We start from the raw sequence: 22,435 nt of genomic DNA, 5'->3' as shown, positions 1-22,435 counted from the left end.
GAAGAAAACAATGAAGTTTTCCCAAATCATGCGCAGGGTCACGGCAACGGCAACAGCTCTCTCCATCGGAATCACCCTCGCAGCCTGCTCCAACCCCACGGCTAGCGAAGACACCACCGACACGACAGCTGCAGGGTACTGGCCTGCTGCCACCACGAAACTCGACGGGGTGAAGCTGACACTCTGGGCAGCCCAGAATTCCAACAAGATCCCCCTCAAGGTCATCTCCGACTTCGAGCAGGCGACCGGCGCCAAGGTGGACGTCGTCACCACTCCCGACCCATACGAGCAGAACGTCCAGACGAAGATCACCACAGGAGATACCCCTGACCTTGCGTTCTGGCAGCCGACGAAATCCATGCTCCAGGGGTTCATCGCCCAGGACAAACTCCAGAAGCTCGACAACGCCCCTTGGGTCAGCAACTATACCGAGGGTATCGCCGACGCAGGAGGCATCGTGGACGGCACCCGGTATGCCGCCCTCGTCTCCACACCACCGGTCATGGGCGTCTACTACAACAAGCAGGTGTTCGAAAAGGCCGGCATCACCGAGACGCCGAAAGGCTGGGATGCATTCGTCGCCACGGCGAAGAAAATCGCCGACGCCCACGTATCCGGCATGGACTCACCGCTCTTCGAGATGGGCGGTTCCCAGTGGGGTACGCAATACGCCGTACAGATCCAGCTGGCAGAAGCCTCCAAGGACGGTCTCTGGGACCGCGTGAATACCGGCAAGGAAAAGTTCACGGACCCGACCATCAAGAACGCCATTGCCAACTACGACGAATTGTTCAGCCAGGGACTCTACAACAAGGACGCCGGCTCCGCCAAGGACACCGACGAGGCCGAGGCCTTGTACACCGGCAAGACCGGCATGGTGATCTGCGTCAACTCCCTGTTCAACGAGATTGCCGCCTTGGCCAATAACGATACCGCCGACCTCGACGAGAAAATCGGGTTCTTCCCGCTCTCCAGCGAAGGCAATATCGGCACCGTCATCCCCGAGCAGAACAATGCCGTCGTGGCCTTCAGGACCGGCGACGAAAAGCGTGAGGCTGCGGCTCGCCAGTTCATCAACTTCTGGATGACCGAGGATTACGCCAACTTCGTCGAGGACCAGAAAATCATCTCCGTGATCAAGGACGTCGATTCCCCGTCGACGGTTCCCCAGGCCCTGCGGGATTCTGCTGCTGCCATCGAAGGTGTGGCCGGTTCCATGCAATCCGCCGCCATCGCCAACCCCGACCTGTACATCAACCTGTCGGACATGATCAACAAGACGAAGACAGTCGATTCAGCCGCCGAGGCAACCCAGGACCAGTTCGCCCAGATCGCCAAGGCACAAGGAGCCGAAGGTTTCTGAGGTACGGCTCCTCGCAATCGCTCCGCCAGCACTTCCCCACCAATGGCCAGGCGCCGCAACACATGAACAATCCCTCGTCACCCCTCCGGCGCCTGGTCCCTTACCACCTCTACCTAAGGATTTACCGTGCTTCGTTCCTCTTCCCGGGTGGCACAGCCACGAGAGGCCAGCCACAGTGCCCTGCTTCAAATCAACAAGCAGAACTATCCCGCCCGCTTCCTCATACCGGCATACGCCATTCTCGTGGTGTTCTTCTTTGCGCCGACGGTCCTCAACCTGTTCTACGCATTCACCAACTGGTCCGCATTCTCCAAGACAATCAGCTTCAATGGATTCAACAACTTCATCCAGCTCTTCCGGTCCGGCACGCTGCTTCGCGACTTGCGGATCACCATCGTCTATGCCGTGCTCGTCGGCATCTTCCAGAACACGTTCGGCCTGATTCTGGCCGTATTCCTCGAAAAGGACACGGCATTGAACCGTTTCGCCCGCACGATGTTCTTCCTCCCGGTCCTCATGAGCGCCTTGGCCGTCGGATACATCTGGCAGGCCGTCCTGAAGACGAACGGAGCTCTCAACCAGATCCTTTCCGCCATTGCCAACCAGGAGATTGCCATACCATGGCTCGGCTCCACCACCTGGACCATCGTTCTGGTCGCCGCCATTCATGGATGGAAGTGGATGGGCCTGTCGATGCTCGTGTTCCTGGCCGGCCTGAAGACAATAGATGCCGACCTCCTCGAAGCGGCTGCCCTGGATGGCGCAAACCGCTGGCAGTTGTTCTGGAGGGTCAAGTTCCCGCTTCTGGCACCGGCATTCACCTTCAACGTGGCCACATCGCTCCTCGGATCCATGAACGGGTTCGACATCGTCCAGGCCACGACCAACGGAGGACCCGGAGGCTCGACCGAAATCGTCAACCTTTTCATCTGGCGCACGTTCGGGCAAGGCCTCTACTCGCAGTCGACCACGATGAGCCTCGTCCTTTTCCTCATGGTCATGATCATCGCCATTCCACTCATTGCCTACCTGCGCAGAAGGGAGCACAAGATCCTATGAGTGCCGTAAGTTACGGAGTCACCGCGACAACGAACGACTCCATCGACATCAACAAGCCGAGCCGGATGTGCCAAGTCATCCACAACATACTGGTAATCCTCGTCATGCTTGCCCTTTTGGGGGTTCCCTTCTGGGTTCTCATCGTCACTGCCGGCAAAAGCCAAGCCGAGTCGGTGGCACCCAACATGGCATTGCCCTCACGGTGGCAGCTCCTGGAGAATTTCCGCACCGTCATGGTGGACGGGAAAATGTGGCAGGCTCTCCTCGGCTCGCTGCTGGCCACCATACCCTCGGTGTTTCTGGTACTGCTCTTCGGATCCATGGCCTCCTGGATCGTAGCACGGCGTCGGACCAAACCCATGACCGTCACCTATGCCTTGGGAATCTCAGGACTCATCCTGCCTCCGTCCATCGTGACGGTGATGATGCTCCTGAAGTTCATGGGGCTTTCCGGCACTGCAGTGGGCATGATCGGCGTATATACCAGCATCTACATGTCGACGGTCATCTTCTTCGTCACGGGCTTCATCCGTACCATCCCGATCTCTCTCGAGGAAGCTGCGCGCATCGACGGAGCAGGGCCTACACGCACTTTCTTCATCATCATCCTGCCGCTGCTGGGGCCCACGCTGTCGACGGCCACCATCCTGGTGACGCTCTACATCTGGAACGACGTGTTCTATTCGCTCTTCATCCTTTCCGGTAAGATGGACCTGCTTCCCCTCAATCTGTACAACATCGCCTCGGCGGGACTGTACCTGAACAACTGGCACCTCATTTTCGCCTACATCATCCTGATGAGTCTTCCGTTGCTGCTGGTCTTTGCGCTTGCGCAACGCAAGATCATCAGCGGCATCACCGGTGGTGCCGTGAAATGATTTCCCCGCCTCTCCGTTCTTGACAGACATGAACGGAGGGGTGGCCCTCGTGGATATTGGGAGCATCTGCCGGAATCCCAGAGGTATTGTTACCAAGGATGCCCACGCCAACCATCGGGACAGGAGTTCGCGGTTCCTATTCCCAGAGAGGAGATGCCGCATGTCAGGGCGGAAAGAGCAGAAAGCCGTCTCCATCAGGGACGTGGCAACCTTGGCCGGGGTCTCGCCTTCCACCGTTTCCCGGTACGTGAACAAGTCAGCGTACGTTGCGCCCGACAAGGAAGAGAAAATCAGGGATGCCATCCAGCTGTTGGGGTACTCTCCGAACCCAATCGCCCAGGCACTCGTCAACCAGCATACTTATTCGATTGCTGTTCTTTCCTCCAATACGGTGCTGTACGGGCAGGCACAAACCATCGCCGGCATCGAGGCAGCCGCCCGCGCAGCAGGATACACGATCAGCATCGGCGTACTCACTGGGACAACGCGAAAAGAGATTCAAGACGACATCCAGGCCAGCCTTGCCCAACGTCCCGCCGGAATCATCATCCTCAACTATGACAAGATAGGACACACGGCGCTCTCCCTGATCGACGGTTCCTTGCCTGTGACAGTAATAGCTGGCGAGCGCACACCCGAGTATGCCCAGGTTTCCCTTGAGGAACGGCAAGGCGGTTACGAAGCCACTCGTTATCTGCTCTCGTTGGGACACAAAAACGTAGTACACATTGCCATCCCCGGAGAACCGTCCAATGACACACGTCTGGCCGGATGGCGACAGGCCTGTGAAGAGGCCGGCGCCGCCATGTCCACTCCCATCAGCGCACCTTGGGATCCAGAGCAAGCCCGCGAAATCGGGCGCAATCTGCCTTCTGGCACCACGGCTGTCTTTGCCGGCAACGATGAAATCGCCATGGGCGTCATCCGCGGATTGAAGGATTCAGGGCGAGCTGTTCCCCAAGACGTGTCCGTTGTTGGGTTTGATGACAACCCGCTGGGAAGGATATGGGATCCTTCCCTCACCACCATTCGGCAGAACTTCTATGAAGCCGGCTGCGCTGCAGCTGAATTGCTGAGGCAACAAATCGAGCCTCAGGATGTCGACGGAACAGCCGGAAAAGTCCCTGAATCTTTTCATGCCACGCAGGAAAAAGAAATCCCCCCTGCTTCCGACTACCGACGAATCACCGGACAGCTCATTGTCCGCGAATCGGCCCAAGCCATATGACCTCGGCAGCCATTGACTTCGTTGACCTCATCAACCAAGAGGATTGTCTGCCCCATTGGGGGATTCGGTTTCCTGAGCCATGAGACCGATACGCCCACATTAGGAAAGACCATGACACATAATCATTGGGCATGGTAGACGACAGTCCCCGCCATCAAATCAGCCAAGGTCCGCTTGTGCGGCTCCACCAAGGGCAACAGGAACCCCAATGCCGTGACCGCCCAATCCGCGAGGTGGAACACGTCCCTGGCCATCAGCCTCCAGCCGGATGCAGGCCGACCGTCATCAGCCATACATACTTGCAACCCCATGATGGCATGCGCCCAAGTCCGCCCATCCCTGGCCGATAGATTGGTCACGGCAACAACGACCAGGAAGCTCCCCCACCAGATCAGGGTTCCTATGCAACCGTCAGGCGACGAACGCCCGGTCAGGATGGTCCCGGCCAGCTGCGAAAGAAGCGACGTGGGAAGCATGATGCGCAGCATGTAGGATACGGCCCGACGCCACCACACACCGTATGTCCGTCCGGCGGCACAGGGACTGGCACTGCTGCTCATGCTCATGACCGTTCACCTGCTCTCCGTCGAGTGGCTTCTGTGTGGATCCCTATCCCTTGGTTACAAGGTACATGCTTCCGTCAGCCCGGCGCAATCGGTATAGACGGGGCAACTGTCTGGACGCTTCCCTCCGTCATGCGCAGTCAGGACGCATACGGTCCGAGCATGTGCCTGGATGATTTCTGGATAATCGAAGCGCCATGCACCGGCATATGCCAGTGCGAGCCGGATCCAAGCAACAGGTTCCAGCCGATTCACCCGCGCAAATCGAGGCGCAGCTCAGGGCGCACTACCCGGTGTCCCATTCGACGGCAAGCGGCAACGTGGCGGTCGCCACCTGGAGGGATGGCGACATCATCAGATACGAGCACAACCTGGTGGACGATGATGCCGTCTGCACCGGTTCGTTCGAGTATCCGACGGCGAGGCCATCGGCAGGTGGCGACCACGCTGCGGCGGACACAGCGGGTGGGTAACGCATCGGCAGGCTGCGCCATCGGGAATGTGACGGTAAGTGATGCATACCACCACATTTCCTGCGCATGTCATACCCTCCGATACGCTTTTCAGATCATCCGATACCCTCGTATTGCTTATGAGGTGTGGGTTAACACGGATAGACCAAGTATGCCCCTTGGCATTCCGCCATTTTCGGGTCCTCTATCCAGCCCGTTTCCACTTAACCCACACCTCATAAGCTCAAGGGCACCACAATGCCTTCCCATTCGAGCCCGCGCCCGCCCTATTTGGCGATTTGCACAAGTCCTATTTGGTGATTTGCATGAATCCTAATCGTCGATTTGCAAGAACCTCATCCAACCATCTGTGAACCTCCAGCATTCACCCTGCTGTTGCATGTTCCAGCCACGCCAACCGCCACCACGCTCCAACCATTGTCATCATTAGGCCGCCATTCGGTAGTATGGGCACGGAAACCCGCCGAGCGCATCCGTCCCGCCCGACGCACCGCACAAACCACGCACGCACACACCCCGACCCCGAAGGACCCCCACATGACCCACAACATCGCCGCCAACTGGCCCGGAGACCCGCAGATGCCCGCCGACACGGTCGTCGCCGGAGGCAACGCCGCCGGCACCGCGCACAATCCGCTGACCGACGTGATCTTCGACTTCGGCAACGTGCTCATCCAGTGGGATGCCGAGTCGGTGATGGTGCCGCGCTACGGCGCCGAACTGACCCGGGAGTTCTTCACGCCCGGCACGTCCGGCTACTTCGAGGCAAGCAACATGCTGGACGCCGGCGAGCCCGCCGAGCAGGCCTACGCTTTCGTGAAGGACCGCTACGGCGAGCGCTGGGCCTCGATGATGCGCTACTACCACGAGAACTTCGTGGATTCCCTGCACGGCCTCGTGCCGGGCGCCCGCGTCCTGGTGGACGACCTGCGCCGCGCGAACATCGGCGTGTGGGGCCTGAGCAACTGGGATCCGGAGACCTTCCCGCTCGCACAGCGCCAGGTCACCCTCTTCGAGCAGCTCGACGGCATGGTCGTCTCCGGCTACGTCGGGCTCATCAAGCCCCACGCGGACATCTTCGAGCACGCCCTCAGGCAGTTCGGCATCGACCGCGCCACGAGCGTCTTCGTCGACGACCGCTCGGGCAACATCCAGGGCGCCAACGCCGTGGGCCTGCGCGGCATCATGTTCCGCGACCCGCGCGCCCTGCGCGCCGCCCTCATCGCCTTGGGCGCCGACATTCCCCCGGTTGAGGAATCCTAACCCGCTTTCCGCGCGTGCGTGAGCACGCCATGGCGCTTGACCGCGACCATTCCATGTATATACTAGTATATACATCATTGCTCTGCGAAAGGTATTTCCATGACAACCCTGACTCTCAGCAAATGGGGAAATGCCCAAGGGGTGCGGCTCCCCAAGGAGTTGCGCGAACAGGTAGGCATGGCCGACGGCTCCCGTCTTGAGGCCACCGTCAAGGATGGCGCCATCGTATTGCGTCCACTCCACGACAAGACACGCGTCATCCACGTACCCCGCCTCTCCGACGTCTTCCGCGAGCGCCAAGGAGAGTACAAGGCCGTCGAAGAGCTGGGTGGCCCTTCTGTTGGCGAGGAAGAGCTATGAGCGCTTGGCGATATGGCGATGTGCTGCTCGTGGATCTCGACCCGGCCAAGGGGCATGAACAACGCAAGCGGCGACCGGTCGTCGTCGTCAGCAATGACGATTTCAACCGGCACTGCAGCCTCACCGTCGTCATCGCAATCTCGCACGGGCGCGGTGACTTCGAACTGCACGTGCCCATCACGGCCACACGACGCAACGACGCAGACGGATGGATCGACGGCTACGCACAAGTCGAGCAGATTCGTGCCTTGGACATGGAACAACGCAATCCCGTCAGGATCGGCCGTCTCAAGGACAACGACATGGACCGCATCACCGGAATGCTCATCAGCTGCTACATCCAACCGGACATGATGGTCCTGCCCACGTATGATTAGGACCATGCCCCACCTCATCGAACTGACCGACCGCACCATCGTCATCGACGGCACTCCCCTGCAGTTCCCGCTCTCCCGCGCCGAACTGGCCGCCGAGCTCGGCGCGCCGTCCCGCGAGATCCCCGACGGCCGCGGCACCACCGACCTCGTTTACGACGACCTCGGCCTGGTGTTCCGCGAACCCGCCGACAACCTCGACTGGCTGCGCAAGCGCGCCAGCTACGTCGACGACGCCCACCGCATCACCGGCGTGTCCATCTACTGCGGCCCCGTCGTCCGCGCCCAGTGGCGCGAGACGACGCTGCCCGCGCACCCCTTCACCGGCGACGTACGCAAGACCGACGGCCACCCGCTGTGGTTCATCACCGACCGTGACGAGATCGGCGACCTCCACGTCATCCGCTGGACCGCCGACGGCACCGGCGCCGACGGCCCCGCCGCGCACGTCGATGACCCGCTGAGCGTCACCTTCTGCCCCGAACGAACCTTCCCGCCCGCCGACTACAGGATCCGCAAAGCCGCCGGCCCGGTGCTCGAGTTCGCCGACCTCAACCTCAAGCTGGCCGTCGTGCAGCGCCTCATGTACGAGCTGGAGGTGCTCACGCCGCGCTTCGACCTCTTCGACTTCGCCGACCGGTACGGCGGCAAGCCGATCGACACCGCCAGCACCACCGTCGTCCGCCCCGCGCTCAACTGGTTCAAGCGACTGCCCATCCCTGCCGAGCTCGGCGCGCAGGTCGACCGGCTGGACATGGACGGCGGCGACGAGATCTACCTCAACATCATCCCGCAGTGGGACGGCGAGGACGGCACCTTCGACCTGGCCGAGGTTACCGCCGCCGACCTCGCGCAGCTGCCCAACCTCACCCACGCCACCCTCATGGCCAGGGACCCCGCCAAGCTGACTGCCGTCTTCCAGGCCGCCGGGGTGACGGTCGACTGACCGTCTGCCTACACATTTTTCGGCGTGGGAAAATTGTGTAGGTCTTGGGACCGCACAACACCAAATTGTGCGGTCCCAAGGCCTACACAATTTCCACACGCCGAAAAATGTGTCAACGGCCACCCCAGCCGTCCGCTCCATTTCAGCCCCAGAAGAAGCCCAGGACAATACAATGGGACGGAGTACCCCTCACCCAGGCCACCAGGGAAAAAACCCCATGCCCAACCAACCCTCCACCCCCACCGCCATCGAAGTCCGCGGCGGCGCCGTCAACAACCTCAAGGACATCGACGTCGACATCCCCCTGCACCGCTTCGTCGCCATCTCCGGCCTGTCCGGGTCGGGCAAGTCGTCGCTGGCCATGGGCATCCTCTACGCGGAAGGCTCGCGCCGCTACCTGGAGGCGCTCTCCACCTACACGCGCCGGCGCATCAGCCAGGCGAAGGCCACGCAGGCGCAGAGCGTGCGGCACATCCCCTCGGCACTGGCCTTGCGCCAACGCCCCGGCGTCCCCTCCGAGCGAAGCACCGTCGGCTCCATGACGGAGATCTTCAACGTCATCCGCCTGATCTTCTCGCGCCTGGGCTCCGTCGTCTGCCCCAACGGCCACCGCCTGGAGCCGACCCTGAAGATCGCGCAGGTGATGGACCTGCCCAACACCCCGGGCTCAGGCATGGGCATCCTGACATGCCCGGAGTGCGGCGTGGAGTTCATGGCGCACTCCGCCGAGGATTTCAGCTTCAACGCGGCCGGCGCCTGCCCCACCTGCTCCGGCACCGGCCAGGTGCGCACGCTTGACGAGACGAAGCTGATCGGCGACCCGGACCTGACCCTGGACGACGGCGTCGTGCAAAGCTGGCACCTGCCCGGCCGCAACTTCATGCCGACCGTCGCCAGGGTCCTGGGCGTGCGCACCGACGTGCCGTGGAAGGACCTGACCGACCGCGAACGTGACATCGTGCTCAACGGCCAGGAGACACAGGTTTCCGTCGACTTCCCCACGTCCACCGGCCGCGTCTTCCACACCGACAACACGCTCTACGAGAACGCGCACAACGCGGTCCTGAACTTCGGCAAGACCGCGAAATCCGACCGTTCCCTGGCGCAGGCGAACCGCTTCTACCACTTCTCCACCTGCCCGACCTGCCACGGCACGCGCCTCGACCCGGACCTGCTCAAGCAGACCGTCGCCGGCATGACGATCGCCGACGCCGACGACCTCACCCTGGGCGACCTGCCCGACTGGCAGCGCAAGGTCCTCGACTGGCTGCCGAACAACATGCAGGAACTCGCCCACCGCCTGTTCGCCGACCTGGAGGACGACCTGCAGCCGCTGCTGGAGCTGGGCCTCGACTACCTGCAGCTGTCGCGCGTCGGCAACACGCTGTCCACCGGCGAACTGCAGCGCATCCAGCTGTCGCGCACGCTGCGCACGGAGACGACCGGCGTGCTGTACGTGCTCGACGAGCCGTCGGTCGGCCTCCACCCGGACAACATCCGCGGACTCATCCACGTCTTCCGCCAGCTCATCGCGCAGGGCAACTCGCTGGTCGTCGTCGACCACGACGTCGACATCATCGCACAGGCCGACTGGGTCATCGAGATCGGTCCCGGCTCCGGCGACGCCGGCGGCACCGTGGTGGCCGCCGGCACGCCCGCCGACCTCGCCGACGACCCGCAGTCGAAGATCGGCCCGTTCCTCGCCGGCCGCGCGCCGCTCCTGCAGGACGCGCCGACCTTCGACCCGGCGGCGAAGTCGGCGAAGTGGATCGACATCACCGTCACCGACCGCTTCAACCTGCACGACGTCTCCGCGCGCTTTCCCGCCAAGCGCATGAGCGTGGTCACGGGCTTCTCCGGCGCCGGCAAGACGACGCTCGTGCTCGATTCGCTGGTGCCGTCGATCGAGGCGAGGAAGGCGAAGAAGGCGCTGCCGGCGTGGGTCGGCGCGTTCGAGTCGCCGGTGCGGCAGGTGGTGAGCGTGGATTCGACGCCGGTCGGCAAGAACACGCGCTCGTCGGTGGCCACGTACTCGGGGATCATGGACCGGCTGCGCCGACTCTACGCGTCGCTGCCGGAGAGCCGGGAGCGGGGATTCGGCATCGCGCACTTCTCCTACAACAACAAGGAAGGCCAGTGCCCCACCTGCCAGGGGCTGGGCCGGATCACGCTCGACCTGCAGTTCCTGCCGGACATGGAACAGGTGTGCCCCACCTGCAACAGCAACCGCTACAAGCCGGAAATCCAGGCGATCCGGTGGAACGGGCGATCGATCGTGGACGTCCTGGCGCTCTCGGTGCGCGAGGCGCTGGACGTCTTCGGTGACCAGCCGGACATCGAACATGAGCTTGAGCTGCTCGACGAGGTCGGCCTGGGCTACCTGACGCTCGGCGAGGACACGCCCACGCTTTCGGGCGGTGAAGCACAGCGGCTCAAGCTCGCCGGGCACATGGACCGTCGGCAGGCTTCGACGCTGTTCGTCTTCGACGAACCGACGGTCGGATTGCATCCGCTCGACGTGCAGACGCTGCTGCATGTCTTCCGCCGCCTGCAGTCGCAGGGCGCCACGCTGCTGGTGATCACCCACGACCTCGACCTCATGGCGAACGCCGACTGGCTGGTGGACCTGGGCCCGCACGGCGGTGCCGCCGGCGGCCGGATCTTGGCTGCCGGTCGCCCGCTTGACCTGGTGCGCCAGTGGCGTGCCGCCGACGCAGCGGCAAGCAAGCCCTCGGTGGAGACAGGCCGTCATGACGACGCCCTGCAAATTCGCCATGACGGCCCATCCCATCCGGCCGACGACGGCACCTCCCTCGCCCAGTCACTGACACTGAACTACCTGAGCCGACACCTGGGTGAGCAGCTCGGTTCGTGACATCCCGTGCAGGCCGGGATCATCGGTGCGCTGACCCGATGAGTAGGTCTCTGCGCTTATGAGGGGTGGGTTAAGCGGGACCCTATTGGATAGAGGTGTCTGAAAAGGTTGAAACGCCAAGGGTGTATCCAGCACATCCGTCTTGTCCTGGATCACGTAGTCGACGGTCAGCTTGGGGATGAAGTCACCCTCGCCGTAGCCCAGCTTGTTGTCCTTGAGCGCGTGGATGTCGGCCTCGAGGTGCAGGTTCGACTCCGCGGCGGACAGGCCCATGCCGGCCGGCTCCATGTCGATCGGCTGGAAGTACACGGCCGCCACGTTCAGCGGGCCGACCTCCTGGTCGGTGCCGATCGGGATCTCCTCGAAGCCGGCGCTGGCGTCCTCGGTCTCCTCGTCGGTCTCCACGACCTCGCCGGCCGTCTGGTCCTGCGCGTTCGACGTCGCATCCGCGCTGGAGTTGCCACATGCGGACATCGACACGGCCAGCACGCCTACGGTGAGCATCGCCAGCAGTGCGGTGAGCTTGTTCTTCTTCATCTCTTGTTCTCCTCTGGGTTTGGGGAATTGTGTTGGGAAAAATCCGTCAGTCGGCGGCAGGCGCGGCGGCCGGTGCCGGGGTGGGTACGGTCACGTCGTGTGCCGGCGTGTCATCCGCCGGCGCTGGCTGCGCGGCCGCCGCCTTGCGCCGCTGTGCGCGGACGGCGATCACGAACATCGCGATCAGCAGCACGGCGGCGAGGGGCTGCGCCACCAGCGTCTGCACGTAGGGGTAGACGCCGAGCCAGTCGTTCGTCGGCCAGCCCTCGAGGTAGGTGCCGTCGACCAGGTCGCCCTCGATGAGCGCGTGCACGCCGCCGCCCACGAAGATCACCGCGAGCGCGGTCATGAGCACCGAGGTCACCGTGAAGAACGGGCCGATCGGCAGGCGCGCGGACGTCAGCCTGATCACCGCGAAGACGACGGCGAGCACGACCGCGGCCAGCAGGCCGCCGATCCACATGCCGCGCGCGTCGTCGGTCATCGAGAGGATCGACTCGTAGAAGATCACCGTCTCCGCGCCTTCGCGGAACACCGCGAGGAAGCTCAGCAGGGCGAGCGAGCCGACGGCCCGCAGCGAGACGCCGTCGGTCGTGCGCGCCGCGCCGACCGCGGCTTCGGTCTTCGTGCGGATGTAGCTGTTCCAGGAGTCCGCGGACCGCTTCGAGAACATCCAGTTGCCCGACCAGGCGAGCATGGCGGCCGCGACGAGCGCGCAGACGCCCTCCATGATCCCCTGCTGTGGGCCGGAGCCGCCGAAGAGTGCCGTGAACAGCGCGGCGACGACGCCGGCGACGACGAGCAGCGCCTCCAGGCCCTCGCGCAGCAGCACGAGGAACGCCTAGCCGGCGGCACTCGTCACGGCCTTGGTGAAGCCGTTCGCGGAGCCGGTGGCGCCGCCGTCGAGCGCGGCGGCGTCCTCGGCGAGCATGGCGTCGAGGTCCTTGACGTAGGTGTCCGCGGCGGCGGTGTCGCCGGCAACCATCGCCTTGCGCGCGTTCTTGAAGGTCGCCTCGACCTTGGAGACGCGCGAGCCGCCGATGGCGTTCATCACGTTCTTCTCGAAGCCGAGTTTCTCGTAGTACTGGTAGTAGGCGTCGTTGACGCCCGCGGCGCCGGCCTCGCCGTCGCCCTCGCGGGCGGTGTCGGCGGCCTGGTCGAGGATCTGCGTCATCTCCTCGGCGACCTGTGCCCAGGTGCGGTCGCCGCGGCCTTCGTTGACGCGTACCTTGGCGGCGTCGAGCCGTTCGCGCTCGGCCTAGGTCTGTGTGGCGCGGGCGGCGGCGTAGTCGCGGGGGTCGGGCTGGGCCGTGTCCTGGGTGGCGGCCGCGGCCAGTTCGGTGCCGAGGGCGGCGATGGTGTCGGCGATTCTGGCTTCGTTGCCTTCCGCGTAGGCGAGGCGGGTGAGTTCGCGCAGCTGGGCGAGCTGGTCCTGGCATTGGTCGGCGCCTTGGGTGTCGTTGACGAGCTTGGCGAGGTTGGAGGCGATGTAGCCGGTGTTGAGGGCCCGGCTGAAGTGGGAGGCGGCCTTGGCGCGCTCCCCTTGCGCGTAGGCGTCCCGGCCGGCCGCGAGTTCCTCTTCGATGGACTGCGCCACGGCGGTCCGGGAGTCGAAGTCGGTGGCGGAGGTGGTTGGTTCGGTTTGGGTTTGGGTGTCGTCGGCCTGCGCCTGCGGCGTTCCGGATGCCCATGCCATTGCCACCATGGTGGCGCATGCCAGGAGGATGCCGAGACATGCGGCGAGGATGCGGTGCATCGCGCGGCGGGATGATGTCGGTTCAGGCATGCTGGCGCTCTTTCGTAGGCGGGGCGAGGGAGTGCTTGGTTGCTTCCAGCGTATGTTGTGGAGATTTGGAAAAACCGTCTTGTTTTTTGAAGTGGTTTGCGATATGTCGAGGTGGCGGCGCTGGAGCGTGGAATCGTTGGAATTCCGGTGATGTTTTGGATCGAGCGGCCTCATCTCGGCCATGACGGGTAAACGATGCAGGACTCCCGTATATTGAGATGCGGGACTGGGCGTTTCACATGGCGAGACGGCGGCGCGCCGAGGCGACGGTGAATACGGCCCTCCGCATGAAGGCGTGCGCCCCATTGACGGCGGCATCCTCATCACGGAAACAAGCGGAACATGGAGAAATTGTTGCCGACGGACCGTCTGCGGCGTCCCCATCACGGGAACAGCCGGGTGAATCCCTTCTCCCGCTATCCGATTTTCATGTGCAAACCGCCAAGGCGATCGGCTCCCGCGTGGCAGAAGACACGACCTCAATGCGGAAGCCCTGGAAATATCACGGAAAAACGAGAGATTTCCATGGGCGCATCAGGGCGCTTGGCCTATGAGGGGTAGGTTAAGCGCGGATGGTCCGGATATACCCCTTGGCATTCCAACGTTTCCGGGCCCTCTATCCAGCAGGGTGCCGCTTAACCTACCCTTCATAAGCTCAAGACGCCCTAGGATAGGACCCATGGACCACGATGCACGACCTCTTACCGATCGCCTCCCCCATCTCACCGCCTTCGATGGCATCTTGGGCGGCGGCATCCTCATCCACGCCTCACGCCCCTTGCCCGACGCCACCGTGGATGCGATGCGGGCGTGCATCGAGGACATGGAGCGTACGCTTTCCCGCTTCCGCGAGGATTCCCTCGTGACTCGCATGGCCCGCGCCACCGCCGGGGGCACTTTCACGTTCCCCGACTGGACGCTTCCCCTCTTTGCGTGGATCGACGAGCTCGCACGTCTCACCGACGGACGCCTCGACCCCTGCGTCGGCGCCGACCTGGTCCGGCTCGGCTACGGCCCGGCCTATGACCTGGGAGGCAACGCCGATTCCCATCGCATCTCATGGCAAGCCGACGTACACCGTGACGGCACCACGCTGACCACGACGCGTGCCGTCGCCCTCGACTTCGGCTCCTGCGCCAAGGGGTACTGCGTCGACCTGCTCATGGAACTGCTGCCGCCGGAAACCGACGTCGTCATCGATGCTGGCGGCGACCTGCGCGCACGGCTGTCCGACGCCCCCATGAGCGTGGCCCTCGAGGACCCGCACGACTTCACGCAGGCCATCGGCGTCACCCGGCTGCAGGACGGCGCCCTATGCGCGAGCGCCCCGAGCCGCCGCTCCTGGATCGACCAGGCCGGCCGTCGTGCCCACCACCTGCTCGACGCCGCCACCGGCCAGCCGGTGCAGGACGTTGCCGCCACCTGGGTCAAGGTGCCGGCCGCGGTGAACGAGTACCCCACCATGGTCGCCGACGGCCTGGCCACCGCCCTGTTCACCACCCGGATCGGCGGCGCCGATTGCCTGGTTCTCATGGAGGACGGCCAGGCCTACCGGGCCGGCGCCTTCGAGGTATTCACCGACTGATTCGGTGCGCACGTTTTTCGGCCGGGAGGAATTCTGCGCCGCTTGGGAGCGCACAACTCAAGTTGTGCGCTCCCAAGCGGCGCAGAATTCCTCCCGGCCGAAAAACGTGCGCACCGAATCAGCTGGCGAGGACCTCCTCGGCGCCCACCACCTCGCGAATCGAGCTGGTCAGGGCATCGAGGAACCAGTCGAAGTCCTCCTCGGTGGTGGCGATGTTCGGATAGCAGCGCAGGATCGTGTCGTCGTTCGTGGAGGTCATGGTATGCACGAAGTGCTTCTGTGCCATGATGGCGGCCACGCGGTTGGCATAGCCAGCGCCTTCGCCGTCGCGGCCGAACTTGAGTCCGATCATGAAGCCACGGCCGCGCACCTCGGCCAGGATGTCGGGGAACCGCTCGCGTACGCGCTCGAGTTTCTCGAAGAACAGCTTGCCCATGCGACGCACATGCCCCGCCACGTCGTGTTCGATCATGTACTGCAGGGAACTGAGGGCCACGGCTGCCGAGATGTTGTTGTCCTGGTAGGTCGCGGTGTGCATCATGGCGGAGTCGTAGGAACCGTAGGCCTCCCGGTAGACGCTGTCCTTGACCTGGATGCCGGAGACGGGCAGCACGCCGTCGCTGATGCCCTTGGCGAAGGTGAAGATGTCGGGCACGAGGCCCTCGTAATACTGGTGCGCCCACACGTAGCCGGTGCGGCAGGAACCCGCCTGCACCTCGTCCATGATCATGTACACGCCGTACTCGTCGCACAGCTTGCGTACGCCGGGGAAGTAGTCCTCGGGCGGCACGACCACACCACCCTCGCCCTGGATGGTCTCGGCGATGAAGGCGATGACGTCACCCTTCCTGAACTCCTCCTCCACGGCGTCAAGGTCACCGTAGGGGATGTAGGTATGGTCGGAGATGACCGGCTGCCAACGACGCCACACGTCCTTGCCGCCGGCGGACACGGCACCCAGCGTCTTGCCATGGAAGGAGTTGAGCGTGGACACGATGCGCTTGCGCTCGGGGTGCTTGCGGCCCGCGGCGATGCGCACCAGCTTGAGCGCCGCCTCGACCGCCTCGGCACCGCCGCCGCCATTGATGATGGTGCGGGTGAGCTCGGGGGTGACCAACGCCATGTTGTGGGCGAAGGCCGCCGTGACCGGCTTGAGTGCGAGCGGATCCATGGTCAGGGGCTTGGTGGCCAGGTACTTGCGCACGTTCTCCACGACGAAGGGGTTGTTGTGCCCCAGCAGGTAGACGCCCACGCAGCCGATGAAATCGAGCCTCTTATTGCCGTCCGCGTCCCAGATGTAGCAGCCTTCGGCGCGTTTGATGTCGAAGGTCAGGCCGCCTTCCAGGCCGAGCTTGGTGCGGTATTCGTTCATGTGGTCGAGCTGCATCTGCCGCACCTGCCCCTCGGACAGTTCGAGGCTCTCTTCGAGGGAGATGAAACCGGGATAGAGTCCGGATGCCTTGGTCATGGTCGTTCCTTTCGTCATACATGTCCTGCACGTCACGCACGGCCGGCGAGCCTCGCCGTGCTTTATTGAGCGTATGCTCACTATAAAACGGCTACGATTGCCGCACGATTACCTCAATGTTTCCAATGACCGCACGACGATGACGACGAGGTTAACCAGACGCCCATCAAAACAACACCCCGCGTCACCCGTGGCGGCCAGCGACCGGCCCTCCCCGCTTGTTCAGTGCAGCCGCACCAGCGCCCGCGCCAGGTCGCGCGCGGCCAGCGCCTGGTGGTCGTCGCCGCTCATCGCATACTCCACCTGCGCGTTGCCCACGATGGCCATGATGGCATCGGCGATGACCGTCACGGGCACGTCCTCGGCGACTTCGCCACGGTCGCGCGCCTGCCCCAGCAGGTCGGCCAGCTGGGCGCGCCAACAGTCGTGGCCCTCCAGGTAGGACGCCTCGGCCCGCGCTTGGACATGCCAGTACTCCGCCACGATGCGCGCCTCCGCCTTCGACACCGAGGTGACCGGCAGCAGCTCGTCGATGAGCGCGTACACCGCCTCCATGCCGACCTTGCCCTCCAGGGCCGCGTCCACCCGCCCATGGGTCTGCCGCACGACCTGGTCGTAGGCGCTTTCCACGATGGCGTTCATGTCCTTGAAATACCGCCACAGCAGCCCGTTGGAGATGCCCATGCTGGAGGACAGCGCACGCGAACTTGCGGCGGTCAGCCCCTCCTGCTCCACCAGCTTGAGAAAAGCCGCGATGATCTGCGCGCGGCGCTGGTCATGGTCGACGATCTTCGGCATGGGACCCTCCAACGATGCGGATGACTGCCCACATTGTACGACCATCCACCGCAGCAGGGGACCCACGGTCCGCATCGCAGCGACGGGCGTGCGACGGCCATATGCGGCCGTCGCCCGCCCGTCCACGGATTGCGTCGTCAGCTACCGCATCGACGCCTCCAGCGCCTCGCGTGCGCCGGGATCGACCCTGCGCATGACCGCCGCGCCGGCGACGCCCAGCAGCAGGGATGCCGCCACGCAGGCGACCAGCGTGCCGCACACCGCCCCGAAGACCGGCACGCCGCCCGAACCGGTCTCCCCCACCAGGTCGGCGAAGTTGAACAGGGCGCACCCCAGGATGCCCGCCAGCAGGACGAGCGCCGCACCCGGCACGACCTGCGTGCGCAGCGCCCCCTCCCGGACGCGCAGCGCGGGGCGGCGCGCGAAGAACGCGATGACGGCGGCACATGCCAGGAAGAGCAGAACCACGAAGCCGAGCACCGCCGCGCCGGAGAACCAGGAGAAAGCCTGGGTGAAGGGGTCGATGCCACTGGACACGACGCCGCCCACCACCGTCAGGGACACGGCCGACACGGCCAGGGAGGCGCGCGCGGGGGACTGCGTGCGCGGGTCCAGCCGTCCCAGCGACGCCGGCAACGCATGCGCGGCACCCATGTGCTGCAGATAGCGCGACAGCACGTTGTGGAAGGACAGCACGGCGGCGAACAGGCTGGTGACGATGAGGACGCTGATGAGCGCGGCGCACCACTGCCCCACATACCGCGCCGCGACCTGCTGGAGCATGTCGCCCGCGCCGAGCAACGCGTCGGCCGCCGCCGGGTCGTCGACGTCCGACCACGCCGTCACGACGGCATAGGACGACACCAGGTACAGGACGGTGACGAAGGCGACGGCAATATACGTGGCGCGGGGAACGGTGCGGTCCGGGTCTCGCGCCTCCGAACGGTAGATGGCCGTCGATTCGAATCCCACGAAACTGGCGATGGCGAAGATGACGGCGACTCCCGGCGCGCCCTGGGTCAACGCCGCAGGGTGGAAGGTGGCGGACAGCGCAGTGCCGGAGACGCCGACCTGCGAGAAGACGCCCACGCACAGCAGCACGGCGACGCCGATTTCACCGGCGATGAGCACGTTGAGCACATTGGCGCTCATGCCGATGCTGCGGTACCCGAGGAACGCCACGGCCGCGAGCGCGGCCAGCGAGCAGCCCCACCAAGGCACCGCGATGCCCAGCAGGGATTCCAGGGAGGCGCTCAACTGCATTCCCAGGAAGCACGTGATGGCGGACTGGATCATGCCGTAGGTGAAGAGTGCCAGGGTGGCGGCTCCCACTCCCGAAGTGGGGCCCAGTCCGCGGCCGATGGCATTGAAGAAGGCGCCGGAATCCCCGGTGTGGCGCCCCATGGCCGAGAACCCGACCGAGAAGAGCAGGAGGGCCAGGCCCACCACCAGGAAGGTCACCGGGAATGCGGCCCCGTTGCCGTTGAGGATGCCCAGCGGCGTGCTGCCTCCGAGGACGGTGAGCGGCGCGGCCGCGGCCACCACCATCATGGTGATGGCGGGGGTACCCAGGCCTGCAGGCCTCCCCCGCCCGGCATCATTGGTGTTCCTGATGGCTGGTCTTGCCAGCGTGTTCAAGGTCTGGTCGGTCATGGTCGGTCCCCTTTCCGGGCGGAGCTCTATCTGCAGTCCACGTTCAATCGCTTTCCTTGGATGCCGGGCCGACGTGCCGGTCCGGATAGAGGGGATTTTAAATGAGCAGTTGTTCACTTTCAGTGACGTGAACGTCACCGCCATGTTACGGCAGGACCGGAGGGACCGACCTCATCGAAACGGTTCGGAAACAAACGGGATTACGCCGCGTCCGCCTCCATGATCCAGTCGGTCTGCAGGTCGTCGCCCACCTGGAAGCCATGTTCGCCGGTGCGCACGAAGCCGAACTTCCCGTAGAAGGCCTGCGCGGCATCGTTGTGCTCCCACACGCCCAGCCACACGCGCGTCTTGCCGAGGCGGCGCGCCATGGCGAAGGCCTCCCGCATGAGCCGCGTCCCCAACCCGTGCCCTTTATATCCCGCCAGGATGTAGATCCGCTGCACCTCCAGGTACCGCCCGTCGTGCGGCTCGGTCTGCGCCTCCCCCACGTTCACCTTCATGTAGCCGGCCGGCACGCCGTCCACCTCGGCAAGCACGAAGACGGAGTCGGGGTCGTCGATCTCCCGCTGCAGCACGTCCTCGGCATAGTCGTGCGCGAGGAATTCGGCGAGGTCCTCCTCGGTGTTGTCGGCGGCGAAGGTCTCGGTGAAGGTCGCCACGCTCAGGTCGCGCACCACGCGCACGTCCCGCGTCGGCGCCAGCGCCACGGTCGTCAAGTCAATGTTCCTTTCGAAAAAACGGTACGTCCACGCCCATGGTACTTCGCGGTCGCCTCGATCCGGGTACCAAGGAAGTCCGACCGGCCTGGTTCCACATGCCGACGCGAGCCGGGACCAAGGCCGCGGTCAGGCCTGCCCTGTCAGCATGAACGCCATCGTCACCCTCCCCCTCGGCCATCGCCCGCGCAAGCTCAAGCCGCTCATGGGAAACGGGTACGTCGTCCGGCTCCTCGACCGCACGCATGCGCAGGTCCTGACATGGGTCGACGGGTCTACGCCACGGGCAATATCCTCAGGCAGTGCCCCGATGCGCCTCCCGCCGTACTGCTCGACTACAAGGGGGCGGCCGGAGGCAGCATCCGCCTCCACGGATCCCGTGTCGGCCGCTGCCGGCTGGCGGGCGCCGACTATGCCGAAACCGTGGAGTGCGACCTCGACCTCGGCCCCTACGGCCGGGGCACGCAGCCCATCGCGCCGTTCCTCGCCGCACTCTGGGTCGCCGTGTCGCACACAACCGCCGGCTGACCGTTGCGTGCGACGCCCCGCCCATTCGTCGACATTTCGCGTCTTTCGTCGCCGGCGAACGTCGCACGCAACGCCGCGGCCGGCGAAGCGTGCGACACGTCAGTGCGCCCCGCGCCCGCCGACCGCGAGCACGATCGCCGTCAGCACGCTCGCCACGACCGCGAACAGGCAGATGATGAGCGGGATGTGCGACTGCGACGTCATGTCGATGCACACGCCGCCCAGGAACGCGCCGAGTGCGCGGCCGATGTCGCCCATGAACTGCAGTTCGCCGTTGGCAACGCCCCAGTGCGCCTTACCCACGGACTGCGAGGTCAGCGTCTTGAGTGCCGGCGACATGACGCCGATCGAGCAGCCGTAGCAGATCGCGGCGAAGACGAGCACACCCCAGTTCGGCCAGATGGCGAGCAGGCCGAAGCCGAGGACGTCGATGAGCATCATCGGCAGCAGCACCCAGCGGTTGACGTGGTTGAAGGCGCCGGCGAACACGATGCGGCAGATGAGCGTGGCCAGGCCGGCGACGATGAAGAACAGCGCGCCGGTGCCGAAGCCGTTGTGCTTGGCGTAGACGAGCATGAAGGACAGGCACGCGCCCTTGGGCAGGCGGCGCAGCAGCTGGATGACGGTGTAGGGCACGGCCTGCGGCAGCTTGTAGCTGGCCAGCGTCTCGCGCCAGCCGACTTTCCGACGCGGCGCGGCGGCGCGCAGCTGCGCGTCCTGCCGGCGCGCCGTCTCGATTTCCTTGGTGCAGCTGATCAGCAGTACGAGCACGAGGCCGGCGAGCGCCATGAGCGCGTACGCCGCGTAGAACACGCGGTAGCTGCAGGTGGCAAGCAGCCAGGTGGCGATGGCGGCGCCGAACATCATGGCGAGCGACGTGCCGATGCCCTTGTAGCTGATGCGCTGCCCGAGTTTCTTCTTCGGCGCGGTGTCCATGACGAGCACGGAGATGACGTTCGACGCGAAGGCGAAGCCGCAGCCCTGGATGATGCGGGAGACGACCACGACGGCGAAGTTCGGCCAGATGGCGGGCAGCACGGCGCCGACGAGCAGCATGCCCATGCCGGCCAGGAGTGCGTGGATGTGGTCGGTGGTGTCGGTGATGCGGCCGCCGACGAGGCGCATGATCATGGAGGCGATGGTGAAGATGGCGACGAGGGTGCCGCCGACGGTGGCGGAGTCGCCGATGGACGTGTAGTAGAGCGGGATGCCGCTGTCGAGGCCGCGCTGGTAGAGGCCGTTGAGCGTCGTGACTGCGATGAGCACGATGAAGGCGGCGGTGAGGACGCGGGTGTTGGCGGGTTTGGCCGTGGGCCCGGTCGTTTGTGCAGCCGCACGGTCAGCGGTGCGTGCGTCGTTCTGTGGTGTGGGCATGCTTCCACCCTAGGACGCGGGCAACTGCGGGACCGCACGGTTTGCCCACAGGGGACGAATCACCCACGCGCCAAGCCGGCATTCCTTTCCGCACGGTTTGGTTCCGTAGCGCGTACCTTACCGTTCGTTCGGCTTTCCGGCCGCGCCCATCCATGCTTTCTGTCTTAAGTGCGTGTTTGCGGTCGCACTCGGAGGTCTATCTGCCTTAAGTGTGGGCGCGCCCCATCTCTGTTAATTGCTCTACAGTTTTTTATCCTTTTCTTTTAAGCTTCAGCCTATTGTGCAATGTTTTGTTTCTCTCCGGTACGTGGTGACACCAGCAACGCGCCCGCACTTAAGGCAGATAGACCTCCGAGTGTGACCGCAAACACGCACTTAAGGCAGAAAGCACGGCGTCCAGTGATCCGACGCGGCACATCGGAGGCAAGGCTCCGGGCATATGCCTGCCAGGAAATCACACAAGACCAACCAGAAGGCAAAAAAGAAACCCACTGCGGTGGAATGAATGCAGTGGGTTTCAGTGGAGCTGATGGTAATCGAAGTAACACTTGGAAAATAGCGGTTTTTCGATGATTAATTATTTTGTGTACCTATTTGTGTACCTATAT

The 22,435-nt window shown here is 64.3% G+C and carries 19 protein-coding genes and 1 pseudogene; 12 read left to right on the top strand and 8 right to left on the bottom strand.

Annotated elements, in window-relative coordinates:
• Positions 1-10: 10 nt before the first annotated feature.
• The 4 genes from BCUN_RS04430 (at position 11) to BCUN_RS04415 (ending at position 4,528) form a co-directional block, all read left to right on the top strand.
• Positions 11-1,363 carry an ABC transporter substrate-binding protein gene (locus tag BCUN_RS04430; RefSeq protein WP_033516035.1) on the top strand — a complete coding sequence of 451 codons (1,353 nt, stop codon included), beginning with the start codon at positions 11-13 and terminating at the stop codon, positions 1,361-1,363.
• 147 nt (positions 1,364-1,510) lie between these two features.
• Positions 1,511-2,422: a carbohydrate ABC transporter permease gene (locus BCUN_RS04425; RefSeq protein WP_238552320.1), complete on the top strand. Its 912-nt coding sequence runs from the start codon at positions 1,511-1,513 to the stop codon at positions 2,420-2,422.
• Complete coding sequence (locus BCUN_RS04420) at positions 2,419-3,300, top strand: carbohydrate ABC transporter permease (protein WP_033516033.1); 882 nt, start codon at positions 2,419-2,421, stop codon at positions 3,298-3,300. Before BCUN_RS04425 ends, BCUN_RS04420 begins: the two co-directional genes overlap by 4 nt.
• A 160-nt stretch (positions 3,301-3,460) precedes the next feature.
• A complete protein-coding gene (locus BCUN_RS04415) occupies positions 3,461-4,528 on the top strand; it encodes a LacI family DNA-binding transcriptional regulator (RefSeq protein WP_051920748.1) in 1,068 nt (355 codons plus the stop codon).
• A gap of 122 nt (positions 4,529-4,650) precedes the next feature.
• On the opposite strand, the gene BCUN_RS04410 is transcribed toward BCUN_RS04415, so the two are convergent.
• Positions 4,651-5,094, bottom strand: coding sequence for an RDD family protein (locus tag BCUN_RS04410; protein ID WP_051920747.1), 444 nt, complete (start codon positions 5,092-5,094; stop codon positions 4,651-4,653).
• A 206-nt stretch (positions 5,095-5,300) separates the two neighbouring features.
• Between BCUN_RS04410 and BCUN_RS04405 the strand changes: the two genes are divergently transcribed.
• The 6 genes from BCUN_RS04405 to BCUN_RS04380 all read left to right on the top strand — a co-directional run bounded on the left by BCUN_RS04405 (position 5,301) and on the right by BCUN_RS04380 (position 11,382).
• The gene (locus tag BCUN_RS04405; RefSeq protein WP_152598083.1) at positions 5,301-5,564 is read left to right on the top strand and encodes a hypothetical protein; all 264 of its coding nucleotides are present in this window, start codon (positions 5,301-5,303) and stop codon (positions 5,562-5,564) included.
• A 537-nt stretch (positions 5,565-6,101) separates the two neighbouring features.
• Entirely contained in the window at positions 6,102-6,827 is a 726-nt protein-coding gene (locus BCUN_RS04400; RefSeq protein WP_033516029.1) for an HAD family hydrolase, read from the top strand.
• Positions 6,828-6,926: 99 nt separating this feature from the next.
• Positions 6,927-7,187 (top strand): AbrB/MazE/SpoVT family DNA-binding domain-containing protein, encoded by a 261-nt coding sequence (locus BCUN_RS04395; RefSeq protein WP_051920745.1) that lies wholly within the window; start codon positions 6,927-6,929, stop codon positions 7,185-7,187.
• A complete protein-coding gene (locus BCUN_RS04390) occupies positions 7,184-7,564 on the top strand; it encodes a type II toxin-antitoxin system PemK/MazF family toxin (RefSeq protein WP_033516027.1) in 381 nt (126 codons plus the stop codon). The genes BCUN_RS04395 and BCUN_RS04390 overlap by 4 nt, the downstream gene beginning before the upstream one ends.
• A 4-nt stretch (positions 7,565-7,568) precedes the next feature.
• A complete protein-coding gene (locus BCUN_RS04385; RefSeq protein WP_051920743.1) occupies positions 7,569-8,507 on the top strand; it encodes a DUF6892 domain-containing protein in 939 nt (312 codons plus the stop codon).
• Positions 8,508-8,724: 217 nt separating this feature from the next.
• Positions 8,725-11,382 (top strand): AAA family ATPase, encoded by a 2,658-nt coding sequence (locus tag BCUN_RS04380; protein WP_152598082.1) that lies wholly within the window; start codon positions 8,725-8,727, stop codon positions 11,380-11,382.
• On the opposite strand, the gene BCUN_RS04375 is transcribed toward BCUN_RS04380, so the two are convergent.
• The gene (locus tag BCUN_RS04375; RefSeq protein WP_051920741.1) at positions 11,329-11,919 is read right to left on the bottom strand and encodes an iron transporter; all 591 of its coding nucleotides are present in this window, start codon (positions 11,917-11,919) and stop codon (positions 11,329-11,331) included. The two genes, BCUN_RS04380 and BCUN_RS04375, sit on opposite strands and share 54 nt — an antisense overlap.
• 46 nt (positions 11,920-11,965) lie before the next feature.
• Positions 11,966-13,705, bottom strand: a pseudogene (locus tag BCUN_RS12965) (FTR1 family iron permease).
• Between the two features lie 679 nt (positions 13,706-14,384).
• On the opposite strand from BCUN_RS12965, the gene BCUN_RS04365 reads away from it, so the two are divergent.
• The gene (locus tag BCUN_RS04365) at positions 14,385-15,290 is read left to right on the top strand and encodes an FAD:protein FMN transferase (RefSeq protein ID WP_051920738.1); all 906 of its coding nucleotides are present in this window, start codon (positions 14,385-14,387) and stop codon (positions 15,288-15,290) included.
• A gap of 118 nt (positions 15,291-15,408) precedes the next feature.
• Here BCUN_RS04365 and BCUN_RS04360 read toward each other — a convergent pair whose 3' ends face one another.
• The 4 genes from BCUN_RS04360 to BCUN_RS04345 form a co-directional block, all read right to left on the bottom strand.
• Positions 15,409-16,758 carry an aspartate aminotransferase family protein gene (locus BCUN_RS04360; RefSeq protein WP_033516026.1) on the bottom strand — a complete coding sequence of 450 codons (1,350 nt, stop codon included), beginning with the start codon at positions 16,756-16,758 and terminating at the stop codon, positions 15,409-15,411.
• Positions 16,759-16,980: 222 nt separating this feature from the next.
• Positions 16,981-17,556: a TetR/AcrR family transcriptional regulator gene (locus BCUN_RS04355; protein ID WP_033516025.1), complete on the bottom strand. Its 576-nt coding sequence runs from the start codon at positions 17,554-17,556 to the stop codon at positions 16,981-16,983.
• Between the two features lie 141 nt (positions 17,557-17,697).
• Positions 17,698-19,209, bottom strand: coding sequence for an APC family permease (locus BCUN_RS04350; protein ID WP_033515744.1), 1,512 nt, complete (start codon positions 19,207-19,209; stop codon positions 17,698-17,700).
• 200 nt (positions 19,210-19,409) lie between these two features.
• Positions 19,410-19,916 (bottom strand): GNAT family N-acetyltransferase, encoded by a 507-nt coding sequence (locus tag BCUN_RS04345; protein ID WP_238552325.1) that lies wholly within the window; start codon positions 19,914-19,916, stop codon positions 19,410-19,412.
• 270 nt (positions 19,917-20,186) lie between these two features.
• Here BCUN_RS04345 and BCUN_RS04335 point away from each other — a divergent pair, with 270 nt between their 5' ends.
• Complete coding sequence (locus tag BCUN_RS04335) at positions 20,187-20,453, top strand: hypothetical protein (protein WP_033515737.1); 267 nt, start codon at positions 20,187-20,189, stop codon at positions 20,451-20,453.
• 99 nt (positions 20,454-20,552) lie between these two features.
• Here the strand turns inward: BCUN_RS04335 and BCUN_RS04330 are convergent, their stop codons facing one another.
• Positions 20,553-21,827 carry an MFS transporter gene (locus tag BCUN_RS04330; RefSeq protein ID WP_033515734.1) on the bottom strand — a complete coding sequence of 425 codons (1,275 nt, stop codon included), beginning with the start codon at positions 21,825-21,827 and terminating at the stop codon, positions 20,553-20,555.
• Positions 21,828-22,435: the final 608 nt, after the last annotated feature.

This window comes from Bifidobacterium cuniculi (genome assembly GCF_000741575.1).
GTDB classification, from domain to species: domain Bacteria; phylum Actinomycetota; class Actinomycetes; order Actinomycetales; family Bifidobacteriaceae; genus Bifidobacterium; species Bifidobacterium cuniculi.
The sequence above is the reverse complement of the archived record's forward strand: the minus strand, read 5'-3'. Positions and strand labels throughout refer to the sequence as shown.